The organism is Porphyromonas levii (genome assembly GCF_018206105.1).
Lineage (GTDB): Bacteria > Bacteroidota > Bacteroidia > Bacteroidales > Porphyromonadaceae > Porphyromonas_A > Porphyromonas_A levii.
The window spans coordinates 64,314-88,336 of the sequence record NZ_JADRGN010000002.1; the positions used below are offsets into that span (position 1 = coordinate 64,314).

Annotated in this window: 21 protein-coding genes and 2 tRNA genes; 5 read left to right on the top strand and 18 right to left on the bottom strand. The window is 47.7% G+C overall.

The window, feature by feature from the left end:
- The 3 genes from IX315_RS00860 (at position 1) to pckA (ending at position 4,862) form a co-directional block, all read left to right on the top strand.
- On the top strand, positions 1-1,926 hold the full coding sequence (locus IX315_RS00860; protein ID WP_211637859.1) for a hypothetical protein: 1,926 nt from the start codon (positions 1-3) through the stop codon (positions 1,924-1,926).
- Positions 1,923-3,077 carry an exo-beta-N-acetylmuramidase NamZ family protein gene (locus IX315_RS00865; RefSeq protein WP_211837089.1) on the top strand — a complete coding sequence of 385 codons (1,155 nt, stop codon included), beginning with the start codon at positions 1,923-1,925 and terminating at the stop codon, positions 3,075-3,077. Before IX315_RS00860 ends, IX315_RS00865 begins: the two co-directional genes overlap by 4 nt.
- Positions 3,078-3,251: 174 nt before the next feature.
- Positions 3,252-4,862 carry a phosphoenolpyruvate carboxykinase (ATP) gene (gene pckA, locus IX315_RS00870; RefSeq protein ID WP_134849051.1) on the top strand — a complete coding sequence of 537 codons (1,611 nt, stop codon included), beginning with the start codon at positions 3,252-3,254 and terminating at the stop codon, positions 4,860-4,862.
- Positions 4,863-5,321: 459 nt separating this feature from the next.
- Here the strand turns inward: pckA and IX315_RS00875 are convergent, their stop codons facing one another.
- From IX315_RS00875 to IX315_RS00925, 11 genes are all read right to left on the bottom strand, one after another.
- Positions 5,322-5,876 carry a DUF6078 family protein gene (locus tag IX315_RS00875; protein ID WP_317129959.1) on the bottom strand — a complete coding sequence of 185 codons (555 nt, stop codon included), beginning with the start codon at positions 5,874-5,876 and terminating at the stop codon, positions 5,322-5,324.
- A gap of 126 nt (positions 5,877-6,002) precedes the next feature.
- The gene (locus IX315_RS00880) at positions 6,003-6,959 is read right to left on the bottom strand and encodes an NAD-dependent epimerase/dehydratase family protein (RefSeq protein ID WP_211635676.1); all 957 of its coding nucleotides are present in this window, start codon (positions 6,957-6,959) and stop codon (positions 6,003-6,005) included.
- Between the two features lie 178 nt (positions 6,960-7,137).
- Positions 7,138-8,139: an aspartate-semialdehyde dehydrogenase gene (locus tag IX315_RS00885; RefSeq protein WP_134849050.1), complete on the bottom strand. Its 1,002-nt coding sequence runs from the start codon at positions 8,137-8,139 to the stop codon at positions 7,138-7,140.
- 24 nt (positions 8,140-8,163) lie between these two features.
- On the bottom strand, positions 8,164-8,832 hold the full coding sequence (ung, locus tag IX315_RS00890; RefSeq protein WP_134849049.1) for a uracil-DNA glycosylase: 669 nt from the start codon (positions 8,830-8,832) through the stop codon (positions 8,164-8,166).
- Positions 8,829-9,515, bottom strand: a complete 687-nt coding sequence (locus tag IX315_RS00895) for a DNA alkylation repair protein (RefSeq protein WP_211642272.1) — start codon at positions 9,513-9,515, stop codon at positions 8,829-8,831. The genes ung and IX315_RS00895 overlap by 4 nt, the downstream gene beginning before the upstream one ends.
- Before the next feature lie 4 nt (positions 9,516-9,519).
- A complete protein-coding gene (locus IX315_RS00900; RefSeq protein ID WP_018358684.1) occupies positions 9,520-10,527 on the bottom strand; it encodes an FAD:protein FMN transferase in 1,008 nt (335 codons plus the stop codon).
- Entirely contained in the window at positions 10,517-11,476 is a 960-nt protein-coding gene (locus tag IX315_RS00905; protein ID WP_244973042.1) for a glycosyltransferase family 2 protein, read from the bottom strand. Before IX315_RS00905 ends, IX315_RS00900 begins: the two co-directional genes overlap by 11 nt.
- Positions 11,476-12,030, bottom strand: coding sequence for a DUF4199 domain-containing protein (locus IX315_RS00910; protein ID WP_018358682.1), 555 nt, complete (start codon positions 12,028-12,030; stop codon positions 11,476-11,478). Before IX315_RS00910 ends, IX315_RS00905 begins: the two co-directional genes overlap by 1 nt.
- A 125-nt stretch (positions 12,031-12,155) precedes the next feature.
- Entirely contained in the window at positions 12,156-12,563 is a 408-nt protein-coding gene (locus IX315_RS00915; RefSeq protein ID WP_018358681.1) for a DUF1573 domain-containing protein, read from the bottom strand.
- Between the two features lie 291 nt (positions 12,564-12,854).
- Positions 12,855-12,936: transfer RNA gene (locus tag IX315_RS00920), tRNA-Leu, on the bottom strand.
- 433 nt (positions 12,937-13,369) lie between these two features.
- Positions 13,370-13,783 (bottom strand): hypothetical protein, encoded by a 414-nt coding sequence (locus IX315_RS00925; protein WP_134849046.1) that lies wholly within the window; start codon positions 13,781-13,783, stop codon positions 13,370-13,372.
- Positions 13,784-13,874: 91 nt separating this feature from the next.
- On the opposite strand from IX315_RS00925, the gene miaB reads away from it, so the two are divergent.
- Together miaB and rfbB are read left to right on the top strand one after the other, a co-directional pair.
- Positions 13,875-15,251 (top strand): tRNA (N6-isopentenyl adenosine(37)-C2)-methylthiotransferase MiaB, encoded by a 1,377-nt coding sequence (miaB, locus tag IX315_RS00930; RefSeq protein WP_134849045.1) that lies wholly within the window; start codon positions 13,875-13,877, stop codon positions 15,249-15,251.
- A 5-nt stretch (positions 15,252-15,256) separates the two neighbouring features.
- Complete coding sequence (gene rfbB, locus IX315_RS00935; protein ID WP_211837090.1) at positions 15,257-16,330, top strand: dTDP-glucose 4,6-dehydratase; 1,074 nt, start codon at positions 15,257-15,259, stop codon at positions 16,328-16,330.
- Between the two features lie 234 nt (positions 16,331-16,564).
- Here the strand turns inward: rfbB and IX315_RS00940 are convergent.
- The 7 genes from IX315_RS00940 to IX315_RS00970 form a co-directional block, all read right to left on the bottom strand.
- Positions 16,565-16,639, bottom strand: a tRNA-Pro gene (locus tag IX315_RS00940).
- A gap of 225 nt (positions 16,640-16,864) precedes the next feature.
- Positions 16,865-17,740, bottom strand: coding sequence for a glucose-1-phosphate thymidylyltransferase RfbA (gene rfbA, locus IX315_RS00945; RefSeq protein ID WP_211640754.1), 876 nt, complete (start codon positions 17,738-17,740; stop codon positions 16,865-16,867).
- Between the two features lie 2 nt (positions 17,741-17,742).
- Complete coding sequence (locus tag IX315_RS00950; protein WP_211635667.1) at positions 17,743-18,663, bottom strand: DUF5106 domain-containing protein; 921 nt, start codon at positions 18,661-18,663, stop codon at positions 17,743-17,745.
- Complete coding sequence (locus tag IX315_RS00955) at positions 18,660-20,156, bottom strand: butyryl-CoA:acetate CoA transferase (RefSeq protein ID WP_211635665.1); 1,497 nt, start codon at positions 20,154-20,156, stop codon at positions 18,660-18,662. The genes IX315_RS00950 and IX315_RS00955 overlap by 4 nt, the downstream gene beginning before the upstream one ends.
- 78 nt (positions 20,157-20,234) lie before the next feature.
- Positions 20,235-21,035: an ABC transporter permease gene (locus IX315_RS00960; RefSeq protein ID WP_018357711.1), complete on the bottom strand. Its 801-nt coding sequence runs from the start codon at positions 21,033-21,035 to the stop codon at positions 20,235-20,237.
- Entirely contained in the window at positions 21,032-21,655 is a 624-nt protein-coding gene (locus IX315_RS00965; RefSeq protein WP_134849041.1) for an ABC transporter ATP-binding protein, read from the bottom strand. The genes IX315_RS00960 and IX315_RS00965 overlap by 4 nt, the downstream gene beginning before the upstream one ends.
- 135 nt (positions 21,656-21,790) lie before the next feature.
- Positions 21,791-23,848 carry a hypothetical protein gene (locus tag IX315_RS00970; protein WP_244973043.1) on the bottom strand — a complete coding sequence of 686 codons (2,058 nt, stop codon included), beginning with the start codon at positions 23,846-23,848 and terminating at the stop codon, positions 21,791-21,793.
- Positions 23,849-24,023 lie beyond the last annotated feature (175 nt).

The window sequence follows — 24,023 nt, forward strand, 5'->3', positions numbered from 1 at the left end:
TTGAAGCAATTCTTAGTAGTTATTAATTTGCTTATCCTACTGGGGTTACTTAGCTCATGCGAGTCTAAGCAACCTTATGTAGGCGTGATAGTGGTGGATACCGACTTGCCCACCATGTACAAGGGTCAGCTGCCCATAGGGGTTACGCTGGATCCTGGTAGCGGTGGGCGTGACCTCCTCAGTCGTAATCTCCTTATCAATGGAGGCTTTGAGCTTGCCACTCGTCCAGCGAATGTGGGCTACGATGCGGCAGAGCGGGTAGCGGTAACCCCCAATGGCTCTAGGCTCTTTTACCCTCTTCCAGACCAGCACTATGGTTGGGAGGTTCTGGGTGGAGCTATTTCGGTGGCTAGCGGAATAGATAATCACTACTTGTCTATCACTGCGTCGAGCAATGACTCTATAGTGGCTTGGGCTCAGACAATACAAGGCGGAGCGATGGAGCAGGGAGAGCGCTTCGACTTCTCATGCAGAGGGCGAGCTGTGGGTAGTGCTACCCTATACGCTTCTCTAGTGGATGACTCACTGCGAGTGGTGTCCAATAGAATTGCGCTCACACCAGTAGAAGATTGGACAATATATAAAGGTGTGCTGACCACTACGCAATACGCTCCGAGTACACGGCTACTATTGGAGGTGGAGGTCGCTGAGGGCGAGGCGTACTTGGTACAGCGTGATAGCATGAGTTACTGGAGCAGTAGCCGACGTGCCGTAGTGGAACTAGATGACTTCGCTTTGCAGCGTAGCGGAGGTACGATTAAGGCTGGTGTGAGTGCCGACTTGTATGCTTTGCTGAAAGACCTTGAACCTGCCTTTCTACGTTATCCAAGTGGCGCTACTGCCAATGGACTGATGCCTGGAACCTACCCTCTGCATCTCGACTCCCTGAAGCAGAAGAGTCTGTGGACGCTTCGGGAAAATGAGTTGACAGGAGATTTCGGGTACGCAGAACTACTTCGGCTAGCTAAGGAGATAGGGAGCGCTCCGGTGTTGGTTGCCAACTTCGGCTTTACCGATCCCTCTACCATTCAGCGGGTGGAGGATATTAAGGAATTGCCCAGTCGTATTGCTTATATCGACCGACTGATACGGCGAGGGCGGTCGAGTAAGGTGACGATACAGCCAGGGTATAATCTCACAGGTCTGGAGTACGACAGACGCTTTGCAAAGCTACTTGAGGAGCTGGAGCCAAAGTACCCCGACCTTCAGATTATCAGTGCTGGCAATAGGATGGAGTACCAGAAGTATAGTGATTATCCTTACGACTTGATTCTGCCTGAAGTGAGTTATGATAACCTTGAGGAGGTAGACTCACTAATCGTACACAACGACCAACTACTCTTCCCGCACTTGGTGAGTGAGGTGAACTTCGATAAGCACTACGATACAGGGTACTTCCTACCACCCCTGGCTCTACGTGCTGCGTTTCTTATCTTGGCAGAGCGGAGGACGCCTTACCTCCTAACGCTTGGGATTACTCCACTGCTCTCCTCCAACATAGAGCAAGACTACCCTATCATAGAAGTCGTGGGTGGTGCTTATAGACCTACTCAGTTGTATGATTATCTTATAGACTTCAAGACATTTAGGGGCGCACATTTGCATCGGGGGGATATGCCTGAACCCCTCTCGAGTGATATCATCCTATCTATTACTTCCGATGAGGAGACAGGGAATTATTACCTTAAAGCGGTGAATATGACACGTCACCCGCTCAATTATCAGATAAAGCTAAAGGGGCAGAATCGCGATTTTGCACGTGTGGAGATAATATCCTACACCTCTGCTCAGCCATCTACAAGTAGCGACTTGGAGGGCTTCACCCACTATGTGCGCAAGGTGGCGGAGGAGAGTTTGAGCCTTCAGAGCTCCATGAGTTATCTATTTGCTCCTTTCGAGGTAGTACTTTTCAAGTTTGAGCCATGAGACAATTCCTTTTACTCCTCCTATTATTCCCTTTACAAGCTATCGCCCAAGTGCAGGTTGGTGCAGACCAAATAGATCAGATACTGACGCATGCCGAGGGCAAAAGGGTAGGGATGACGGTGAACCATACCAGCCTCCTCTCCGACGGGCACACCCATGTGGTGGATACGCTCATTGCTAGCGGGGTAAAGGTGATAAGGCTCTATAGTCCGGAACATGGGCTACGTGGTCACGTCGATGCGGGTGCTAAGGTCAGTTCAGGGCGAGATGCCAAGACCGGATTACCGGTGGTGTCGCTTTATGGTACGCATAAAAAGCCTTCGCCCAAAGACCTTTCAGGGATTGACCTAATGATATTTGACATGCAGGATGTGGGTGTCCGCTTCTATACCTATATAAGTACGCTTACCTACGTCCTAGAGGCTTGCGCAGAGCAGGGTATCCCTTTACTGGTGCTAGACCGACCTAATCCGCATGATTGTATTGATGGCGCGGTGAGGAAGAAGCACAAGTACCGCTCCTTCATTAGCCTGCTCCCCATCCCTACTGTGCATGGGCTCACACTAGGTGAAGCCGCTTTCATGATGAATAATGAGGGTTGGCTGAGGAATAATGTTCGGGCAAAGCTCTCCGTTATTACTGTAAAGGGCTGGAAGCATGGCGAGGATTATTCGCTCCCAGTACCGCCAAGCCCCAATCTCCGAACCGATAGGGCGATTCTTTACTACCCTACGCTCTGCTATTTCGAGGCGACCACCTGGAGCGAGGGTAGGGGTACCGATGCACCTTTCGAGCAAATTGGCTATCCCGACAAACGGATAGGCGACCATACCTTTACCCCTATCGCGATGAAAGGGGCTACTTCTCCCAAACACAAGGGCATGCTATGCTATGGCCCCACTTTGCAGTTGCGTGAGTGGCATAAGGGTATCAACCTAGAGGTAATCATAGAAGCGTACCAAGCCAGCAAGCAATATGGCATCGACTTCGTCAATAGAAAGTCTACCTTCAATCTCCTAGCGGGCAATGGCACACTCTACCAGCAAATCATGGCTGGTCTCTCGGCCGAGGAGATGCGGCAGAGCTGGGCAAAAGACCTTGATGCCTATCGGGCACTGCGAGCTAAGTACCTGCTATATCCCGACTACTAACCATTGGTTTTCTGAGTATTCGCTCTTCATCGCCCCTCGCCTATTCGTGAGGGGAACTACTCAATGGAGAAATAATTACTTAAATCGTTGGTGGGGATACTATTATTACGTATCTTTGTGCTTAGTAAGTAAGATAGATTGAGATTCAAATAACATGTATCAAACATTTTTAATATGGCAAAGAACGTCGATTTAACTAAGTACGGTATCACTGGATCCACTGAAGTCATCTACAATCCTTCGTATGATCAGCTTTTCGAGGAGGAGACTCGCAGTGATTTGGAGGGTTTTGAGAAAGGACAAGTATCCGAGCTAGGTGCTGTAAATGTCATGACTGGTGTATATACTGGTCGTTCACCTAAGGATAAGTTCTTCATCATGGACGAGGTATCTCGCGACACTGTATGGTGGACTTCAGATGAGTATAAGAACGATAATAAGCCAGTAGATGAGAAGCACTGGGCTACAATCAAGAAGATTGCTACGGATGAGCTCTCTAATAAGCGCCTATTTGTTGTAGACGCTTTCGTAGGTGCCAATGAGAATAGCCGCCTCAAGCTTCGTTTTATCATGGAGGTAGCTTGGCAGGCTCACTTCGTAAAGAATATGTTTATCCGCCCAACCGAGGAAGAGCTTGCGAACTTCGGTGAGCCAGACTTCGTGATCCTCAATGCTTCTAAGGCTAAGGTGACTAACTACAAGGAGCTAGGTCTGAATAGCGAGACTGCGGTTGTCTTCAACCTAAAGGAGAAGGTACAGGTAATTATCAATACTTGGTATGGTGGTGAGATGAAGAAGGGTATGTTCTCCTACATGAACTACCGCCTCCCTCTCAATGGCATGGCATCTATGCACTGCTCTGCTAATACCAGCAAGGACGGCAAGGAGACCGCAATCTTCTTCGGTCTGTCAGGTACAGGTAAGACTACCCTTTCTACCGATCCTAAGCGTCTACTCATCGGCGACGACGAGCACGGATGGGATGATGATGGTATCTTCAACTTCGAGGGCGGTTGCTATGCAAAGGTCATCAACCTAAGCAAGGAGAGCGAGCCAGATATCTACAACGCTATCCGCAGGGATGCACTTCTCGAAAACGTTACCCTAGATAAGGATGGTAAGATTGACTTCGCAGATAAGTCGGTAACCGAGAATACCCGTGTGTCTTACCCAATCTACCACATTGAGAACATTGTGAAGCCGGTCTCTAAGGCTGGTCATGCCAATAAGGTTATCTTCCTATCGGCAGATGCATTCGGCGTACTTCCTCCAGTCTCTATCCTCAATGCAGAGCAGACTCAGTACTACTTCCTAAGCGGATTTACTGCAAAGCTCGCAGGTACAGAGCGCGGTATCACTGAGCCAACGCCTACATTCTCTGCTTGCTTCGGTGCAGCGTTCCTATCGCTCCACCCAACGAAGTATGCCGAGGAGCTTGTGAAGAAGATGCAGGCAAATGGTGCCAAGGCATATCTCGTGAATACCGGTTGGAATGGTACCGGTAAGCGTATCTCTATCAAGGATACCCGTGGTATTATCGATGCTATCCTCGATGGTTCTATCGACAAGGCTGAGACGCGCGAGATGCCATACTTCGGGTTCAATATCCCACTAGCCCTTCCTGGTGTAGACCCAGCAATCCTCGATCCTCGTGATACCTACGCTAACGCTAGCGAGTGGAACACCAAGGCTGAGGACTTGGCTAGCCGCTTTATCAAGAACTTCGAGAAGTTCACTGGCAATGCTGCTGGTAAGGCTCTCGTAGCTGCTGGCCCAAAGCTGTAATAGTCTATTACACTAATAAGCATAGTAAGAGCTGCCCACGTCCTGTGGGTGGCTCTTTTTCTATGCTCGAAACGCCAACTACTAGGGTGGGTCGTGGGGACTTCTTGAGAATGTTGCACGGTGGTGAAATACAAGGCACTGAGACTGAGGCTGAGGCTGACGGGAGCGTACTCACGTACGTGACCGAAACCGAATGTCGAAAGTAACGCAGTAGTTCGCCACCGTGCAACAGTCTCTTCTTGGGCTTCCACCTCAAGCTCCTCACCTATCTATCGGCTGGTACAATAGTTTTCCAAAAAACTTTCCAGCTTTGGAACGGTAGGTTTCCAACGGTGGAAACTTTTATTTCCGTCGACGGAAACTTTTGTTTCCAACGGTGGAAACTTTGCTTTCCATCGACGGAAACTTCACGTACCTACGACGGAAAGTTTCCTGTCTATGGTTGGTAAGGGGATGATCCTACGAATGAAGGAGTTCGTGCGCAGCCTTGCCCTCTACTCTTGGGGGCTTGGTGTAGTGCTCTTCGTACGTGATGTACCGAGGCTTACTCCCTGGTGCCGCGGAGTCGAAGATGTGGGCAATCAGCTCCTGTTCCTCTGGGCTTATGGCTTCGTAACCACAGCGCATGCGCGTAATGGCGCTTTTGCTGAAGTGGGCACTAAGCTCTGACCTGATGTCCCGCCACTGAGCAATGGTCAAGTCGTCGTAAGTCCACACGAGTCCTCTCGCAAAGCGCCTCAGCTTGTATTCGTGGTAGTTGGGGCAATGGTCGTAACCTCCGGCTTTTTCTATGAGGCGGGGGTTGGTAAGGGATAGGAGTTTAGCTTCGTGTTCTATCTCTAGGAGGGCGTTTTGCCATAGCGTGCAGGATTCTCTGCGAGGGCAGTTCGGTGTGTAGCAACTGAAGTATTCCATTCTGTATGTCGTATATGTGGTGAAGGTGGAGCGTGTGTAGCGCTCCGTCATTGTCGTAGTTTGTACGCTGAAATGCGTGTAATAAAACATGCTTGTCATCCTTCGCAAATATACTTATTTATTTGCTACTCCTCCCATAATCACGAGGGGTATAGCCTACAAATGTAGAGCTCCTCTACCATTGTGGTAGAGGAGCTCCTCGTATTCCTTCCTCTGAGGTTGTGCTTACTTATTGAAGCGCTCTTTGAGGACGCGTATCATGTCGGTCGTCATCGTCTCGAGATTGTACTTAGGGTTCCAAGCCCATTCGTTGCGAGCGCAACTGTCATCGAGGGAGTTAGGCCAAGATTCTGCGATAGCTTGGCGAAGAGGGTCCACTTCATAGGTCATCTCGAAGGTTGGAATCTCCTTCTTGATGGCTTCATAGATGTCACCAGGCTGGAAGCTCATGCTTGCAATGTTGAATGAATTGCGGTGAACGAGCTTGGTAGGATCAGCCTCCATGAGCTGTACCATAGCATTGAGGGCATCGGGCATATACATCATATCCATGTAGGTACCCTCGGCAATTGGGCATACAAACTTGCCCTCTTGGACTGCCTTGTAGTAGATGTCTACGGCATAGTCGGTGGTGCCACCTCCAGGAGGCGCTACATTGGAGATAAGCCCTGGGAAGCGTACTGAGCGCGTATCTACGCCAAAACGGCGGAAGTAGTAGTCGCTAAGGAGCTCGCCAGATACCTTGGTGACACCGTACATAGTGGTAGGGCGCTGGATGGTGTCCTGTGGTGTCTTGTCTTTAGGCGTAGCTGGTCCGAAGGCGCCAATAGAGCTAGGAGTGAATACAGCACAGCCCATTTCACGTGCTACCTCTAGGGTGTTGAATAGACCACCTAGGCCAATCTGCCATGCTAATTGTGGCTTGGCTTCAGCGACTGCCGAGAGAAGAGCTGCTAGATTGTAGATGGTATCTACATTGTACTTCTTCACTACGTCTGCAATCTGCTGAGCATTGGTAATGTCTACCTCCTCACAAGGACCGCTCTCTAGGAGCTCCTTCTTTGGTGGCTGAGCCTTGATGTATCCTGCTACTACCTGACCATCTGTGTAGATGCCACGGAGGTGCATGGCTAATTCTGTACCAATCTGCCCGGTAGAACCGATGATAAGAATATTCTTCATACGAAATGAATGTTAATGTGTGTGATAATTTCTTTGGCGCAAATGTAGTAAAAATATGCGAGATGGCGGAGAAAAGCGGCTATAAGTGGCTATATAGCAATTCCCAGAGAGAAGAATGCAGGAGCGCAAAGTATCACTCTCTTTGCGCTCCTGCTTACGGATGTGTTGATGCTTACGCTTACTTATGGCTGATCAGGTATTCGGCTATCTGAATGGCGTTGAGGGCAGCACCCTTTCGGATCTGATCGCTGACGCACCAGAAAGCTATACCATTGGGGTTGGTGAGGTCTTTACGAATGCGACCAACGTATACCGGATCCTTGCCAGATAGGAATAGTGGCATGGGGTATTCTTTCTTGGATGGTTCGTCGATGAGTACTGCTCCGTCGGCTTCCCGTATAGCTTCTTGGACTTGTGCCACGGTGAGTGGCTCTTGTGTCTCTACCCAAATGGCTTCGGAGTGAGCGCGTAGTACGGGCACTCGGACGCAAGTGGCACTGACGGAGATCGGGGATTCCATGATCTTCTGTGTCTCATTAATCATCTTGAGCTCCTCCTTGGTGTAGCCATTCTCGGTAAACTGGTCTACCTGAGGAATAAGGTTGAAGAGTAGTTGATAGGCGAATTTCTCTACCGTGGTCTCTTTCCCCTCGGCGTACTCATGGGTCTGATGCTCCAGCTCCTCTATACCAGATTGTCCTGCACCACTTGCACTCTGGTAGGTGGCAACGTGTACCTTGGTGATAGGGGATAGATTGTGGATAGCCTTGAGCGGTACCAACATTTGGATGGTAGTGCAATTGGGGTTGGCAATGATATTCCTTGGGGTCTCAAGTGCACGGTGCGCATTCACCTCAGGGACAACAAGAGGGACATCGGTATCCATTCGGAAGGCGCTCGAGTTGTCTATCATGATGGTGCCATGCTTAGTGATGGTCTCGGCAAACTCCTTAGAGGTGTCACCGCCAGCGGAGACAAAAGCAATGTCTATACCCTTGAAGGCGTCACCGTGCTGGAGAAGCTCTACTTCTATTTCTTCGCCTCTGACAGTGTACTTGTGCCCAGCACTTCGCTTCGACCCAAAGAGTCGGAGCGAGGTATATGGGAAGTTGCGCTCCTCTACGAGCTTTATTAACTCTTGACCAACGGCACCTGAGGCACCTACTATTGCAATATTCATCTTTGTCTAATCAGTCTAAAAGGGTTACTTAATCCACTGAATAGGGCGTTTGCCTCTACTCATCAAGTAGTAATTGGTTTGCGAAAAGGGTTTTGTCCCAAAGAAACCTCGGTAGGCGGATAGCGGTGAAGGGTGAGGGGCTTTTAGCACCAAGTGCTTCGTTGTATCTATCTGCCATTCTTTTCGCTGGGCATCACTGCCCCATAGTATGAAAACAACCCCTTCGCGCTTTTTGTTGAGCAGCTCGATGACTTTATCTGTCAGAATCTGCCAGCCGAAGGAGTGGTGAGAGCGAGGTTGGTGTGCCTGCACCGTTAGTATGGCATTGAGGAGCAACACCCCTTGCTCTGCCCAGTGTGTGAGATCACCACTGGTGGGTGCTGGTAGCTGCAGGTCATCCGAAGCCTCTTTGAATATATTTTGGAGGGATGGGGGGAGCGGGACTCCTTCGGGTACGGAGAAGCTAAGCCCCATCGCCTGCCCGGGATTGTGGTAAGGGTCTTGTCCTAAAATTACGACCTTTACTTCGTCAAAGGGCGTAAGGTTGAATGCGTTGAATATCAGTGATGCGGGTGGATATACCTCGGTGGTCTGATAGGCTTGCCTTACCCATGCCGTAAGTTTCTCAAAGTAGGGCATGTCGAAATCGGGCTGTAGTACTTCCTGCCACGATGGGTGAATAGCTACTTTCATACCCCTTTCTCCTCTATGATGGTAATGATATCTGTGGCTAGCCCCACGACTACCATGTCGCCCTTTGAGCACACTTCTTCGCAGATGGTACGGACATTCAGATCCGGACGGTTGTAGACAATCCGCTGAAGGGCATTATATATAATGGTAGGAAGATACTTACTACACTCTGAAAAGTCCTCTATTATCATTGGGGATAGCCTATCGAATAGCTCTGGGGTTAGGCGCTCATCATTCGTAAGATGGTTGAGCAAGAGGTAGGGGACTACTGCTGGCGGTGTGTTGGGTGCGTACCGCTGCTCGAATAGAGTAGACAGTAGCGAAGGGGCAAACGGTACAAACCGAAGGAGACGGAATACCAGCTGTTCGGCGACTTCGAGCGTTGGGACTTCAGAGGTTAGCTTTAGTGCTTCCGTGGTAGTGAGCGTGCTGGGCTGCCTAAGGAAGAGGGAGAGTAGTTTCATCTCTCGCACGTCCTTGCTCCACATGAGGTCGGCCAGTTCTTGATCGTTGGGAAGCGTCTCTGCTATCGCTTTCAGCCGAAGGATATTGACGCCAAAGTTGATCTTATACTCCAGCCCTAAGTTTCTTTGGTGGCTAGATGTTTCTCCGTCCATTGCTCGGCGCAGTTGTATTCTCAGTTGCTGCAGAGTGTCGTGCCACTTACCTTCGTCGTGTGTCATGCCTTTAGTCCTCTAGTTCTATTAGTTCAATGCCGCTCTCGTAGGTCTGGTAGTTACCCGTGATACTATCGATATAGATCAGGCATACCTTGAGTTGTGGTTGGTGTGCTAGTATTGCTTTGCTTCGCTCCAAGCCTAGAGCCATAAATGCAGTAGCCCAAGCATCGGCTTCCATACAGTTTGGCGCTACCACCGTGGCGCTAAGGATGTTTTGGTGCGCAGGTAAGCCAGAGCATACATCAATAGTATGCGCTACTTTCTGTCCGTCAACTATCTTGAAGTTGCGGTAGTCTCCACTGGAAGCCATCCCCTCACCATCGCAAATGTCCACGGCATATACAATCTCATTGACCAATCCCGTATTGTCCTCAATAGGCTTGTTTATCCCCAGCCTCCAGCACTTACCGCTGGGATTAAGCCCTTTGGCTACAATCTCTCCGCCAATCTCCACTAGGTAATTTTCCACGCCGTTTGCTTCGAGCGTGCGCGCTACGAGGTCTACTACATAGCCTTTGGATAGCGATGAAGGGTTGAGCTGTATCCTTGGATCGGTCTTCAGCAGAGTGTCTCCCAATATGGTGAGCTTCTGCCAGCCTACAAATTCGGCAATACTATCTATCTCCTGACGAGTAGCTTCCCGAGTCACCCCTTTCTTGGTGCCGAAGCCCCAAATGTCGAAGTAAGGGGCACCTGTAATATCATAGACACCGTCCGTTATGGAGCTTACCTCTAACGCTTTCAGCACCACTGTTTTAAGCATGCTATCTATCGTGGAGCTCTCATTGCGATTGACTCTTGAGATGAGAGTAGTGCTATCGAACGGATTGAGCGAAGCATTGAATGCCGACATCGTGCTATCTATCTCTCGTGTGAGTTCCCTATCCGACTGGTAGGTGATATTGTAAAGGGTGTGGAAGCGGGTACCGCTTTCACGGAAATACTGGGCATCTTTATGACCACAGCCCAAAACTACTATGGTCAGTAGAATAGTGAGTAGCACTTTATATTTCATCTTTGATGATATAACTATTACGGTTGGGAGACTGCCGAGCCAGCAATTCTCCAATAAATCCTGTGAGGAAGAGCTGTACGCCGAGTATAATGGCAAGGATGCAGATATAGAAATAGGGCAAATCTGTTACTAATCGTGCTGGGATGCCCTTCTGCAGCGCAACAAACTTATAGATAAGAATGCCCATGAGCGCAAGGAAGCCTATAATAAACATGACACTGCCCCAGAGCCCGAAGAAGTGCATCGGCTTGCGACTGAATTTGCCAGTAAACCATAGTACAAGTAGATCTAGGTAACCATTGACAAACCTACTCATGCCAAACTTCGTGTGCCCGTACTTCCTCGCCTGATGCTGAACCGACTTCTCCCCAATATTTTCAAAACCAGCTAGTTTAGCCATATAGGGTAGGAAACGGTGCATGTCGTTGTACACCTCAATATTCTTAACTACATCCCCTCTGTAGCTCTTGAGACCGCAGTTGAAGTCGTGGAGTTTGATACCTGAGAACTTTCGAACCGTTGCATTGAATAGCTTGGTTGGCAGAGTCTTATTGAGCGGGTCGTACCTCTTCTTTTTCCACCCGCTTACTACGTCGAAGCCGTCCTTCACAATCATACGGTAGAGCTCAGGAATCTCATCGGGCGAGTCTTGCAAGTCGGCATCCATAGTGATTACCACATTGCCACGACAGTGCTGAAAGCCTACTTGTAGCCCAGGGGACTTACCATAGTTGCGGATAAAGCTAATCCCCCTCACGTTGGGGTCTCTCTCTCTTAGTTCCTGTATCACTTGCCAAGAACCGTCTGTGCTACCATCATTGATAAAGAGCACCTCATAGCTCACGCCCATCTCGGTTACTACACGAGTAATCCAGCTGTGTAGTTCTCTGAGCGATTCTTCTTCATTGTACAGAGGAATCAGAATAGTTAAGTCCACCCTATTATCCATTATCTATTGCTCTTTTTTATGACCAGTCCTATTATATATATGTATATAAGTCCATTGAATAGAGCCTGCATGGCAATGGCTCCTGACACTCTCACAGGTGTGATGTTCCTAAGACTTGCGATAGCCTCCCCATCCTGATCCATGTTTTGCTGTACAATCTGTGTGACTATCTCGAATGATTTTTCCATTGTCTCCACAAATGTAGGATCCTTGAAGAGAAGCGTAGTCGCAATGAAATAGGATAGAAATCCTATGCCAATGGCAAAGATATAGGTCCACGAAAGGTAGCTTACAATGTGCATATACCTTATGCTGCCACCCATCTGATGATCTCTAAACCTCACTCCTAATATATATAGCATAACAGGGACGCCTATTATCGAAGCCAAAAGTAACAAGGAGGATAAGCTTCCCAGTTGGTACAATAACAGTGCTATTGCCTGAGCCATAAATAGTAACCCTACCTTTAGCCCATCGTACATTGCCAATTGTAGGAAGCTTTTTCTCTGCTCTATTGCTTTCCTCAAAGGCTCTTCACCTTCCTTCCAATCCATCCTATGCTCTATATTCTACTATCATCCTAAAAAAGAACCCTCTCAAGCAAATATTCCATTTGCCAAGAGGGTTTCGCTACAGTTAATCCCAAGACATCCGCTTCTAGCTAAAGCGATTGTCCAATTTACTTTACTACTTCACCCTTAATGGTTAGTACCAGTGGCCCCTTTTTGCCATTGCTGTATACGGAAACCGTCTTGGTGAAAGGGTATACCCTACCGGTAGGGTTGTATATCACCGTCACTTCCCCACTCTTTCCTGGAGCGATAGGCTCTTTGGTGAATGAAGGGGTTGTGCATCCACAAGAGGAGATAACGCGTGTAATCACAAGAGGTGACTTGCCGGTGTTGGTTACTACGAAAACGTGGCTCACATCTCCATCACCCTCCTTAAATACCCCGAAGTCATGCTCAGTCTCCTTTGCCTCAATCTTTGCTGCATTGCTGTCGTCTTGAGCATACACTACCTGCGCGCCAAAAACTATAGCGATGGCGAATAGTAGAGGTAGTACAAGTTTCTTTACACTGTTCATATTTATATTCTCTTTTCTTCTAGTCAATGGACGGTGACCAGTTTGGTCTTGCCCGATTCATTACCTTCCTTATCTTTTCGACGATCCAATGGAGTAGAGGTTTAACCTCTCTGTTTCCTGAAGACCTTCTCCGCCACAAATCTACCACAAAATAAGTAAATCTCCCAAGTATGGTCGCCCTGTGGTATTAATAAAGCATAAAAAGAAAGCTCTGGGATGTTCAGACACATCTCAGAGCACCCAAAACCAAAAAACTTACAATCTACTAAAACGTGTGAAACACGTGAAGTGTGCGGCTGAAGGGACTCGAACCCCCACGGATTGCTCCACTAGATCCTAAGTCTAGCGCGGCTACCAATTACGCCACAGCCGCAAAATTGTCCATCCCCAGTAGAAAGCTCTCTTTCTGATTTTGCTCTGCAAAGATACAATGAATATTTTAATCCGCCAAATATTTGCCCCAAATATTTTCGTTGCTCCTTTGCTACGTCATTGTAAGTGTTAGATTGTCAGATGGATAAATATATATGCCATAATATGACAATATAGAGCAAAGAATCTCACTAGCGCGAGCACTCATTATGGCTAGCGCAACCAGGGAAATTTTTCCCTAGAAATAAATTTATTTTTCTGTACAAATAAAAATATTTATTCCTAGAAATAAATATTTTTATCTCTAGGAATAAATTTGCCTTATTGCGGTCGTCGTAAAGACTGAGACCGCTCGCCAATATTTGGAATAAGCTATGTGCTGTATTTGCACTGCCTTGTGCTAGATGTTACGAGTCTAACCTGAGGGGGCAAATTTAGTTGTATTTTCTATCTAGTATCTCTTTCATCACTACGGCAGTGCGGAGCTTTTGTTGGATGTTACTATCTAGGTCTAGGATGTCTTTGGCTAAAGGATTACTCTTGCCTGCCTCTTTGGAGTCTAGAACTTCCACCATCAGTTTCCCTCCCTCTATCTCTGTGAGGACATCTAGGCTCTGGTAGTTTGTGGTGGGAGTAATCTCTTTGGGGGTGGGCAAGGTATTATTTAGTTTCATGTGCGCCTCTTCTCGCCATGCCTCTAGCTGGGCATCACGTTTGGCGTTATGCTCTGCTGCTTCCACCATATCCTCTCTCTCTCGCTCCTGATGCTCTTCTATTATCTTTTTAAGTCCGTCGGAGCCCTTCTTGAAGATGAAGAAGATGATAGCAACCCATATTATCCAACTCATATTATTATGTTCTGTCTGTCAAGTTGTTTTTGGTATCTTTGTTTCTCAAAGTTAGCTAAATAGTATGGGCTGACCAAATAGATGTCAAATAATGAACGATAAGATAATAGATAATAGCGAACAGTCTAAGCTCCTATATATGGAGACCTATGGCTGCCAAATGAATGTAGCTGACTCCGAAGTCGTGTATGCGATAATGGAAACCATAGGCTACGGTATGACGGAGCGCATGGAGGATGCCGATGTGGTGTTTCTTAATACCTGCTCGGTGCGAGACAACGCAGAGCAAAAGGTGATTAACCGACTAGAGCAGATAGATGGTATTCGCCGGAAGCACCGCCCTGGGATGATTATTGGCGTGCTTGGGTGTATGGCAGAACGTGTTAAGGAGCGTTTGATAGACGAACACCATGCCGATGTGGTTGTAGGCCCCGACTCATATCTCGATCTACCTAACCTTATAGGAGCTGCCGAGGCTGGAGAGAAGGCTATGAATGTGGAGCTCTCTACCAACGAGACCTACAAGGATGTGATTCCGCTAAAGCTAGATGGCGTACATATCTCGGGTTTTATCTCCATCATGAGGGGATGCAATAAGTTCTGTAGCTATTGTATTGTGCCATATACTCGTGGTCGTGAGCGGAGTAGGGAGGTGAAGAGTATCCTCAATGAACTGGAGGAGATGAAACGCCTTGGCTATAGGGAGGTGACTCTGCTGGGGCAGACGGTCAATTCGTATCGGTATGAATCGCCAGAAGGGGAGGTAGTAGACTTCCCGAGGCTTTTGGAGCTCTTGGCTACAGCTGCGCCTAATATGCGCATCCGATTTACCTCTCCTCACCCCAAGGATATGACCGATGAGACCATTCAGATGATGGCTAAGTATCCTAATATCTGCAAGCATATCCACTTGCCTCTGCAGAGCGGTAGCAATACGGTTCTCAAGGCTATGCGTAGAGGTTATACTCGGGAGTGGTTTTTAGATAGAGTGGCAAAGATAAGGGAGTTGATACCTGATTGTGGTATTTCTACTGATATCTTCTGTGGTTTTCATGCCGAAGGAGAGGCGGAGTTTGAGGAGACGTTAAGTATTATGCGGGAGATTCGGTTCGACTCCGCTTTCCTCTTTAAGTATTCGGAGCGTCCCGGGACATACGCTGCAAAGCATCTTGAAGATCATGTGCCTGAAGAGGTGAAGCTAGAGCGCTTGCAAAGGATGATAGATCTGCAGCAGGAGATACAGGCAGAGAGTAATAAGGAGGATATAGGGAAAGAGTTTACGGTGTTGGTAGAGGGCTTCTCTAAGAAAAGTAGGGAGCAATACTATGGTAGGACACAACAAAATAAGGTGGTCGTTTTTGATAAGCAACAGCATCGTATAGGCGAATTTGTTCGAGTAGTGGTAGATGAGGTGTCGAGCGCTACGCTTATGGGGCATGCCATAGAGTCTAACCAAGTACTGATATAAGCATTATGTCTGGGATTAATTATAAGAAAGTAGTCGCAGTAACTGGGGGCGCAGGGTTTATTGGATCCAATTTCTTGCTAACTATGGTGCCTGAATATCCGGAGTACCTATTTGTCAATGTCGATGCGCTAACCTATGCAGGTAGTTTAGCGAATCTGAAAGGGATTGAGGGTGCTGAGAATTACTGCTTTGAGCGTGTGGATATCTCTAAGATAGAGGAGGTACAGGCGCTTTTTGCCAAATATCCGATTACTAATGTGGTAAACTTCGCTGCCGAAAGTCACGTTGATAGGAGTATTCTGGGACCTCTCCCTTTTGTGTACACTAACGTGGTGGGGACGGTAAATCTACTACAAACTGCGTATGAGGCGTGGAAGGGAGATTTTTCCAATAAGCGTTTCTTTCAAGTAAGTACGGATGAAGTCTATGGTTCTCTCGCTCATGATGAGCACGCCTTTACCGAGCAGAATAGGTATGAACCACACTCTCCATACTCTGCTAGTAAGGCGAGTGCCGACCACTTTGTGCGTGCTTATCACGACACTTTTGGGATGCCTACTTTGATTAGTAATTGTAGCAATAACTATGGACCACTCCAGTTTCCCGAGAAGTTGATTCCGCTGGTGATTCGCAATATTATTGATCAAAAGCCTATCCCTGTGTATGGGGATGGCTCTCAGGTTCGTGATTGGCTTTACGTGCTGGATCATGTAAGGGCTATTGAGTGCATTATGATTAAGGGAAAGCCTGGGGAGACTTATAATATAGGTGGAAATAACGAGTTGAGGAATATTGACCTCGTTAAGCTATTAATAAGGTCGGTCGATAGTATTCTAGGTCACCCTGAGGGGCACTCTCTAGGTTTGATTACTTTTGTCGCAGATCGCCCAGGTCACGATGTACGTTATGCGATTGACTCACGTAAGATCTCTCATCAGTTAGGTTGGCAACCAAGTGTGACGGTAGAGGAAGGGATGCAGCGCACGGTGGCTTGGTATCTGAAGCACCAAGACTGGCTGGAGTATGTCACGAGCGGTGACTACCAAAGCTATTACGAACAGCAATACGGCAATAGATAGTAAGAAGAGAGCGAGCCTGAGGAGGATCACCTTAGGCTCGTTTTATTTTTCGGTTGTATGTTAGGCGCGAGGTTGTGTCGGTTGCTTTATGTATGGCGGTTGGGGGTTGGTAAAGTAAGGAGGGGGTGTTGCGAGTATGGTGTTTGGTACTCTTATGCGCTGCAGTCTGGGATAGTACGATAGGGTATAAAAGAAAACGAGCCTGAGGATTTCCTCAAGCTCGATTCACTTCTGTCGGGGTGGTGGGATTCGAACTCACGACCCCCTGGTCCCAAACCAGGTGCGCTAACCGGACTACGCTACACCCCGATAAGTCCTGCATTCAAGTCTTTCTCTCGTTTGCGATGCAAAGGTACATAGAATATTTTAATCTACCAAACATTTCTGCCCATTTCCCTAAGAAAATCTTTCTCTGTGTGCCTATTTCTATCCTATAATGTACTCTAATAAGAGGTCTATCGTACTCAATATATTGTGTATCTGTATCTTAAAGAAAAGTGTGCTCTAGAGCACACTTTTCTTAGATTTTATGCTCTACTCCTCTATTAAGTGGAGTAGGTACTTGGCATACTCGCTCCCTTTGTACTTCTCGGCAGTAGCGCGTATGCTTTCGGCATTGAGCCACCCTTTGTTTAGGGCTATCTCCTCGAGGTTAGCTACCTGTAGTCCTTGACGGCGCTCTATGGCACGAATAAATTCGCTTGCCTCATGTAGGGACTCGAAGGTTCCAGTGTCTAGCCAAGCAAATCCACGTCCGAGAGGTTCGACAGCAAGCCTATTCTCACCTAGGTATAGCTGGTTTACCGTGGTAATCTCTAGCTCACCACGGGCAGATGGTTTTACTTTTCTGGTTACCTCTACTACATCGTTAGGATAGAAGTAGAGCCCTACTACAGCATAGTTACTCTTGGGTTCTGTGGGTTTCTCTTCTATAGAGAGCACCTTGAAATCTTGGTTAAACTCTACCACACCATACCTTTCGGGGTCGCGTACATAGTAGGAGAATACTACTGCCTCACGCTCCTCCTTAACCCTTCTTAATGCCTCCTTAAGCGTGCGGTCGAAAGACTGGCCATAGAAGATATTATCACCGAGGATCAGGCAAGCGTCTTCACCGGCGAGGAAATCCTCTGCTAGGAGAAAGGCTTGAGCAATCCCCTCAGGTCGTTCCTGTACGATGTAAGATAGAGAGATACCGAAACGGCTTCCATCGCCTAGTAACTTCTTGAAGAGTGCTTGGTCATCCGGCGTGGTAATGATTAATATCTCTCTTATCCCTGCCAACATCAGTACTGATATGGGGTAGTAGACGAGTGGTTTGCCATAGACGGGCAAGAGTTGTTTGGAAAATGGGATTGTCGCAGGGTATAGCCGAGTCCCTGATCCTCCTGCTAGTACGATTCCTTTCATGATTAACGGTTCTCGAGATAATTTTCGATATCCTGAGGGAAAGTATCCTTAAGTATTACCTTTTTCTCCTTATCTAGGAGGTAAAGGGTGGGGAGCGCTTTGAGGTCGTAGAGGCTTTCGTTCCAAATGACACCATCAGCATTATAGCCAGCGGTGGCGAAGTCTGGGACAATGCTGAGTTTACTGAGCCACTCTTCCACGTCGTCTTGGGCGTAGATGCAAAGTACCTTTAGCCCTTTTTTTACTGCACTCTTGATGATGTTGCTTGTCCCAATGTACTCCATAAACTTCTGGCATGTACCGCAGTCGGGATTGTAAAACATCAGAAGCAGCTCATAGCCCTTAAAGCTATTGTAGAGGGTGTGTTTGCTGCCGTCAGCCGTTTGGTAGGTAAAGTCCTCAGCAGGAAAACCGACTTTGTTTCTATTGAAGAGCGCCTTGCGGTCTTCAAGTCGAACTTGATCCGCAGTATCTAGGAGCCCTTGTTTATTGGCTTCTTCCATTACAAGGAGGTATCTCTCCTCATTAAATATAGGGGAATTGGGATGACCTAGGTAGTTTGCTCCAATCTCCAAGGCTATAGAGTCCATAGCTGGGGTGGCAAGGTTAAAGAAAGTGTCCATCGTTCGGCGTTGAACCTCCTCATCGGCATTGTTTCCGATGGCATATAAGTCGGAAAGCCATTCTTCCCTAGCCCTGTCATTGGCGAACATATCGGGGGTTATCTCCTCCACGCCCTCAAAGAGACCGCCGAGCATATATCCAGCCCTTTCAGTGGGGTCTGTCATGATAGCCGGAGGGGTAGGCATCTCGGGTGCTTGCGCAGAAGACTTCTTGTCTTCGCTTTTAGAACCGCCACACGCCCCTAGTAGCAGTGCTATTAGGAGCGTGAGGGAGCTTACTTTCAATGTATTGAAGTTCATTTCTTATACTTGCTAAAGTCTGCGTTCTTCATGGAACCAGTCTCCTTGAACTGGCGGTGGAATTCAAAGCAGGCATCTAAGTGCATCTTGGTCTGTCCTTGAGGAGCAATCTCTAGGTACTCACGTAGCTTCTCCCTGTAGTCTGGGTGTACCACCTTATTGATAATCTCCTCGGCACGCTGTCTTGGAGACTTCCCGCGAAGGTCTGCAATACCGTATTCGCTGATTATAATCTTCACAGAGTGTTCCGAGTGATCCAGGTGCGATACCATAGGCACGAAGCAACTGATATCACCATTCTTCGCTACCGATGGAGTCGTAAAGATGGATAGATACCCTGAGCGAGTAAAGTCGCCAGATCCACCAATACCATTCATCATCTTGGTACCGAGGACATGGGTAGAGTTGATATTACCATAGATGTCTGCCTCTAGAGCCGTGTTGATAGCAATGATACCAATGCGGCGTGCTACCTCTGGGTTGTTGGAGTACTCTAGTGGGCGGAGAAGAATCTTATCCTTGAAGAAGTCAAGGTTGCCGTATATCTTCTGGATGCATTCACGAGAGACCGAAAGAGAACAACCTGAAGCAAACTTCACTTTACCCTTCTCCATCAGGGTGATTACTGCGTCCTGGATCACCTCTGTATAGACATTAAAGGCTGGTATATGCTCATTCTCACCCATGGCTCCGAGCACTGCATTGGCTACATTACCTACACCGCTCTGCACTGGTAGGAAGTCACAGGGGATGCGCTCTGCCTTCATTTCCTCCTCGAAGAACTTAGCCACATTGGCTCCAATCGCTTTGGTCACTTCGTCTAGCGGAGCAAATGCAGAGTCGTCATTAGGCTCAGAGGTCTTAACTACGGCTACAATCTTAGCGGGGTCTACCTTTACACACTCCTGCCCTACGCGATCGTGTGGGTCAAGTACCGCTATAGCCTCACGATGAGGAGGGTCTTGAAGCTCGCAGATATCGTGCATGCCACGGATAGCCTTAGGATGGCGGTCGTTGAGCTCCACAATAATCTTATCTGCAAGACGACAAATGGTAGGCGTGATACCCACACCAGTGGTAGGGACAATCTCACCATCCTCCGTTACCTCGGCAGCCTCCACGATAGCAATATCTATCTTGCCCAAGAAACCATACCTGATTTCCTGAGCGAGCATCGATAGGTGCATATCGAAGTAATCAGTCTCTCCGTTATTGATTAGGTTGCGAAGATCATTGTTGGACTGGTATGGGGTGCGGAACTTCACTGCATTTGCTCTTGCAAGCTCACCATCTAGCCTATCGCCAGTAGATGCTCCAGTAAACATTCCAATCTTGAATGGTCTTCCCGCCTCGTGCTCAGCCTTGGCATGGCGAGCGATAGCCGCAGGTACTACCTTAGGGCAACCTGCAGGGGTAAAACCACTAAATCCAACATTGTCATCGTGTCTTACAAACTGCGCTGCTTCGTCAGCGGTCATAAATTTTAGCGCCATGATATATCTGTATCTATGCTAATGAATATATGTAGATTATCTGTGACAAATGTAGCTATTCTTTTCGACATTAGCGTCTTAGCCCTTCTTCTTTTTCGTGAAAGTCTCAGGGCGGAGTAAGCCATACCCATCTAAGGACTGGTGGATAGCGATATTGAGGACAAGGACTATCGATATAGTGGAGCACACGAGGTGCAAAACCATAATCATTATCTGGTATCGGATGGCTACATTTGGGGAACTACCGCCTAGGATTTGTCCTACCAAGGTGCCAGGCATAGAGACCAGCCCCATCACTGCCATCGAAGCTATTGTAGGGGTAAAGGCGGTATGAAGGGCACCCCGAATAAATGGACGAGTAGCCTCTTCCCTATTTGCTCCATTACAAAGCATATAGTGGTAGTAGCGTTCTCCGGTGCTAAGCCCTTGGAAAAGGGCATTGAGCCCAAGGACGTTGCTCCCTAGGATATTGCCCATCAGGCTACCACACATAGGGATGAAGTATCGGCTCTCAAAGAGATAGTCGAGCTGTACCACAAATCTTAGGAAGTACATTATCACCACAAATACCGCAAAGAGTATGGAAGCATATATCCCAGGAAGGAAAATCTTCTTATTCAGATCCACCCTTCCTATCATCTCTATGCTGCAAACACCCACCATGATGAGTAGCCATACAATATTGATCCAAGCGTTATTCCACTCAAAGAGGTACTTGAGATAGAACCCAACCAGAAAAAGCTGCACTACCATGCGGATTGCAGAGAGGGTGATAGACATCGCTTGTCCCGTATTGTAGTAGATGTGTACAGCTATTGGGATGAGCAGTAGGCATAAGCCTATCACGAGATTGGGTATAGAAATGTCCGCTGTATTCATAGCTTGTTCAGTGTTATCTGTCTGTGCATAGACTCCGCAAGTTGGGTGTCGTGCGTCACCGTTACTATTGTAGTGTCGTGGAGCTGGGAGAGGTATTCGATAAAGCGCTGAGTATTGGTATGATCGAGTGCTGATGTAGGTTCGTCCATCAGGAGTATCTTCCTGCCCTGCAATAGAGCGGAAATAATCAGCATCCTTTGCCGTTCACCACCCGATATCTTCTGCATCGGTTTACCCAATATGGTAGTGGGGAGCCCGAGCCGCTCTACTGCTTCCTCGTATCTCTGACGGTCGAACTTCTGCTGTCTATTCGCTTTGTATTTATAGGGTGCCTGAAGCATCTCCAGTACCGTATCATAAGGTAGCTGAACCTCCTGAGGTAACCAACCGACTAGCGTGCGAATCTTGCGGATATGCTCAGGCACTACCGCTAATCCATCCACTACGATACTCCCTTCTCTTGGTATTGCCAGCCCAACTATACTATTTAGGAGCGTGCTTTTCCCCGCTCCCGACTCGCCAGTAATGGCTACATGCTCGCCAGTCTCTATCAAGTCGGTAAAGCGATCTATAACCAGTTTGTCTCCAAAACGAAAGGTGGCGTTACTAAACTCAATCATCACAAAATCTTCATCTCACTATTTGCCCTATCTATACAGCAAAGATACCTAATTATATATACCAGAGAGAGAGGTTGTGCAAAACATTCTCTGCACAACCTCTCTCTCTGGTTATTGGTATCTGAATAGCGCTGATTACTTAGCTAGTTTCTCGAGTGCTATGGAAGTCTTGCGAAGTAGAGGGTCTATTGAGATAGGCTGTCCTACTGCATGCTCCATCCACTGCTGAGGGATGATACGACCATAGGTGAGCATCCGTGTAAGCTCCTTGGCAATATTCTTGTCCTTTACTGCCTCCTCAATTTGGAAACTAATCAAGTGTCCGATAGGGTAGTTAGGCAAGTAGAGAGGGTTATCAATCATGTGAGAGTACACAGCGAGAAGAGGTTCATCCTTTCCTCCAAGAATATCGGCAAAGTAAGTATTCCATACCCTTTTCGCTTCGGTAAGTACAGCCTCACGAAGCTCAGCAGGTGTGGCTTCTGGATGCTGATAGATCCACTCCCACACGGCAATATCTACTAGCGAAACGCCCATAATCTCCATGGTACCCCAGAATGCAGTCAGAGCTTCCCAATGCTCATCTTCTGGAGATGGGTTGGATAGTCCAAGCATCTCTAGATCACGCTTTTGGAATAGGAATGCAACAGCCTCTGTGAATGCTGTGTTAGGTACACCGCTGAGCATGTAGTAGTCTACATCCTCCAGTGTAAGTACCTGCTCCACGTTGTGTCCAAACTCATGAATAGCAATATTGTAGCCCTTATAGTCCATCCCCTCTGGAGTAATCCTGGTGCGAAGGTGAGCTTTCTCGCCCTTCATAGTTGCGCCCCAAGCATGTCCTGCTCCACGAGATGGCTCTACTACTACTTGCGAAACAATCTCATTTGCCTTGGCTTCGTCCCATCCTAGGTTCATGAGGATACGAGGTAGGTCTTTCCATACAGCCTCAGCATTTGGGTACTTCGCCTTGGTGATAGCATCTAACTCCGACTCGGGCAATCCGCCACGACCCTTGAAGCCATTGTACCATATATCATGTGGCTCAAGAGGACGACCTAGGCGCTTACTGATAAAGGCAGCAACCTCCTTGACCTGAGGTGAGGAGAGAAGTCCCTCAAATAGCTTTACTACATCGGCTTGTAGTAGTTCCATATTGCCTTCAAAGGCACGGTGCAGTTGCGTAGGCATCTGTGGATAGTACTGATCCAGCTTTTGGTGCTGACGCATAGCCGTAAGCAGATGGTTGTAGCGTACATCCTCCTCTCTCGCTGGGTTGCTTAGCTCTTTGCCCGATTGGAATACCTTATTAGATATAGGTTGCCAAGTCACCTCTGGGTTATTCATAACCACGGCAGGGATATCTTGCTTTACGATGTGCTTCATCACCTCGTAGATCATGCGCTGTTTCTCTAACCCCTTATCCGCGATGGAGTAGTTGCTCTTGATTTCGTCACGTAGTCCCCAGTGGGTAATTAGTTTCATGCCATCAGGGAAGAGTTGCTCGCCAGCTTCGTTGCGCAACTTATCCATACATATATTGTAGTCCGAGATGTAGGCATCTGCTTCGGTTAGAGTTTTAGAGACTTCCATCTTGAGCTCGGCAGGTACACGAGCTGAAAATAGGTCGCCCATACGAGCGAAAGCCCACTCTAGCCTGCTCCATTCCTTTCCTTTGGTGCTCTTTTCAGCTAGCGAATAGGGCGGAAAGTTGAGTGCCGTAACGAAAGCTAGCTTTGTGGCGTACATATCATCCGAGAAGTGTGATGATACATCGTAACTTCCTACTATGAGGTCGATATCCTGCATAGGGTCTCCACTAAGATGTAGTGGTTCCTTTAGCTTGACATCGATTAGGTTGTAGTGACCGAGAAGAATCTCATAAGTGCGAGACAGTCTTTCAAATAATAGCTTGCGGGCTTCGCTGTCTTTGGCAAAGTTCTCCACGCAAAACTTTTGGAATGCATCGCAATCACCATCACTTGCTGTCCAAAGAGTGGCAACGTGCTTCACGCCTCTCTCTAGTAGCTCCTTGTTGCTACCAGCGGGAAACTCCTTCTTCATGGTTTCGATAGTCTTCATCTGTACACTAGGGCAAATCGGATGATCTCCCTCCTTTGTCTCTTGCGCCCTTAGAGGGTATGCTACTACAGTGAGTGCTGCCACTAAGAACCACATCCAAACTTTCTTCATAGGTTACAATGGTTATGATTATACTAGTTTCGCAAAAGTACAAAATAATTAAAACAAAATGGCTATTTCGATAGGCCTACTTCATAGTTGCCAAATTGGAGCGGAATAAGTTGCCTGATAGTAGGGCGGTGATGAGCTGGGGGCGTTTTGCGCTTTCCGTATTTGTATTTTCTAG

What these genes read in the sequence shown, in the direction of transcription:
- IX315_RS00880 (WP_211635676.1), bottom strand. Translation starts at nt 6,959, where the DNA reads ATGAAGAATATTCTTATCATCGGTTCTACCGGGCAGATTGGTACAGAA.
- IX315_RS00885 (WP_134849050.1), bottom strand. Translation starts at nt 8,139, where the DNA reads ATGAATATTGCAATAGTAGGTGCCTCAGGTGCCGTTGGTCAAGAGTTA.
- pckA (WP_134849051.1), top strand. Translation starts at nt 3,252, where the DNA reads ATGGCAAAGAACGTCGATTTAACTAAGTACGGTATCACTGGATCCACT.
- IX315_RS00875 (WP_317129959.1), bottom strand. Translation starts at nt 5,876, where the DNA reads ATGACAAGCATGTTTTATTACACGCATTTCAGCGTACAAACTACGACA.
- IX315_RS00910 (WP_018358682.1), bottom strand. Translation starts at nt 12,030, where the DNA reads ATGGATTGGAAGGAAGGTGAAGAGCCTTTGAGGAAAGCAATAGAGCAG.
- ung (WP_134849049.1), bottom strand. Translation starts at nt 8,832, where the DNA reads ATGAAAGTAGCTATTCACCCATCGTGGCAGGAAGTACTACAGCCCGAT.
- miaB (WP_134849045.1), top strand. Translation starts at nt 13,875, where the DNA reads ATGAACGATAAGATAATAGATAATAGCGAACAGTCTAAGCTCCTATAT.
- IX315_RS00895 (WP_211642272.1), bottom strand. Translation starts at nt 9,515, where the DNA reads ATGACACACGACGAAGGTAAGTGGCACGACACTCTGCAGCAACTGAGA.
- IX315_RS00905 (WP_244973042.1), bottom strand. Translation starts at nt 11,476, where the DNA reads ATGGATAATAGGGTGGACTTAACTATTCTGATTCCTCTGTACAATGAA.
- IX315_RS00955 (WP_211635665.1), bottom strand. Translation starts at nt 20,156, where the DNA reads ATGGCGCTAAAATTTATGACCGCTGACGAAGCAGCGCAGTTTGTAAGA.
- IX315_RS00970 (WP_244973043.1), bottom strand. Translation starts at nt 23,848, where the DNA reads ATGAAGAAAGTTTGGATGTGGTTCTTAGTGGCAGCACTCACTGTAGTA.
- IX315_RS00915 (WP_018358681.1), bottom strand. Translation starts at nt 12,563, where the DNA reads ATGAACAGTGTAAAGAAACTTGTACTACCTCTACTATTCGCCATCGCT.
- IX315_RS00950 (WP_211635667.1), bottom strand. Translation starts at nt 18,663, where the DNA reads ATGAACTTCAATACATTGAAAGTAAGCTCCCTCACGCTCCTAATAGCA.
- IX315_RS00960 (WP_018357711.1), bottom strand. Translation starts at nt 21,035, where the DNA reads ATGAATACAGCGGACATTTCTATACCCAATCTCGTGATAGGCTTATGC.
- IX315_RS00865 (WP_211837089.1), top strand. Translation starts at nt 1,923, where the DNA reads ATGAGACAATTCCTTTTACTCCTCCTATTATTCCCTTTACAAGCTATC.
- IX315_RS00925 (WP_134849046.1), bottom strand. Translation starts at nt 13,783, where the DNA reads ATGAGTTGGATAATATGGGTTGCTATCATCTTCTTCATCTTCAAGAAG.
- IX315_RS00900 (WP_018358684.1), bottom strand. Translation starts at nt 10,527, where the DNA reads ATGAAATATAAAGTGCTACTCACTATTCTACTGACCATAGTAGTTTTG.
- rfbB (WP_211837090.1), top strand. Translation starts at nt 15,257, where the DNA reads ATGTCTGGGATTAATTATAAGAAAGTAGTCGCAGTAACTGGGGGCGCA.
- IX315_RS00965 (WP_134849041.1), bottom strand. Translation starts at nt 21,655, where the DNA reads ATGATTGAGTTTAGTAACGCCACCTTTCGTTTTGGAGACAAACTGGTT.
- rfbA (WP_211640754.1), bottom strand. Translation starts at nt 17,740, where the DNA reads ATGAAAGGAATCGTACTAGCAGGAGGATCAGGGACTCGGCTATACCCT.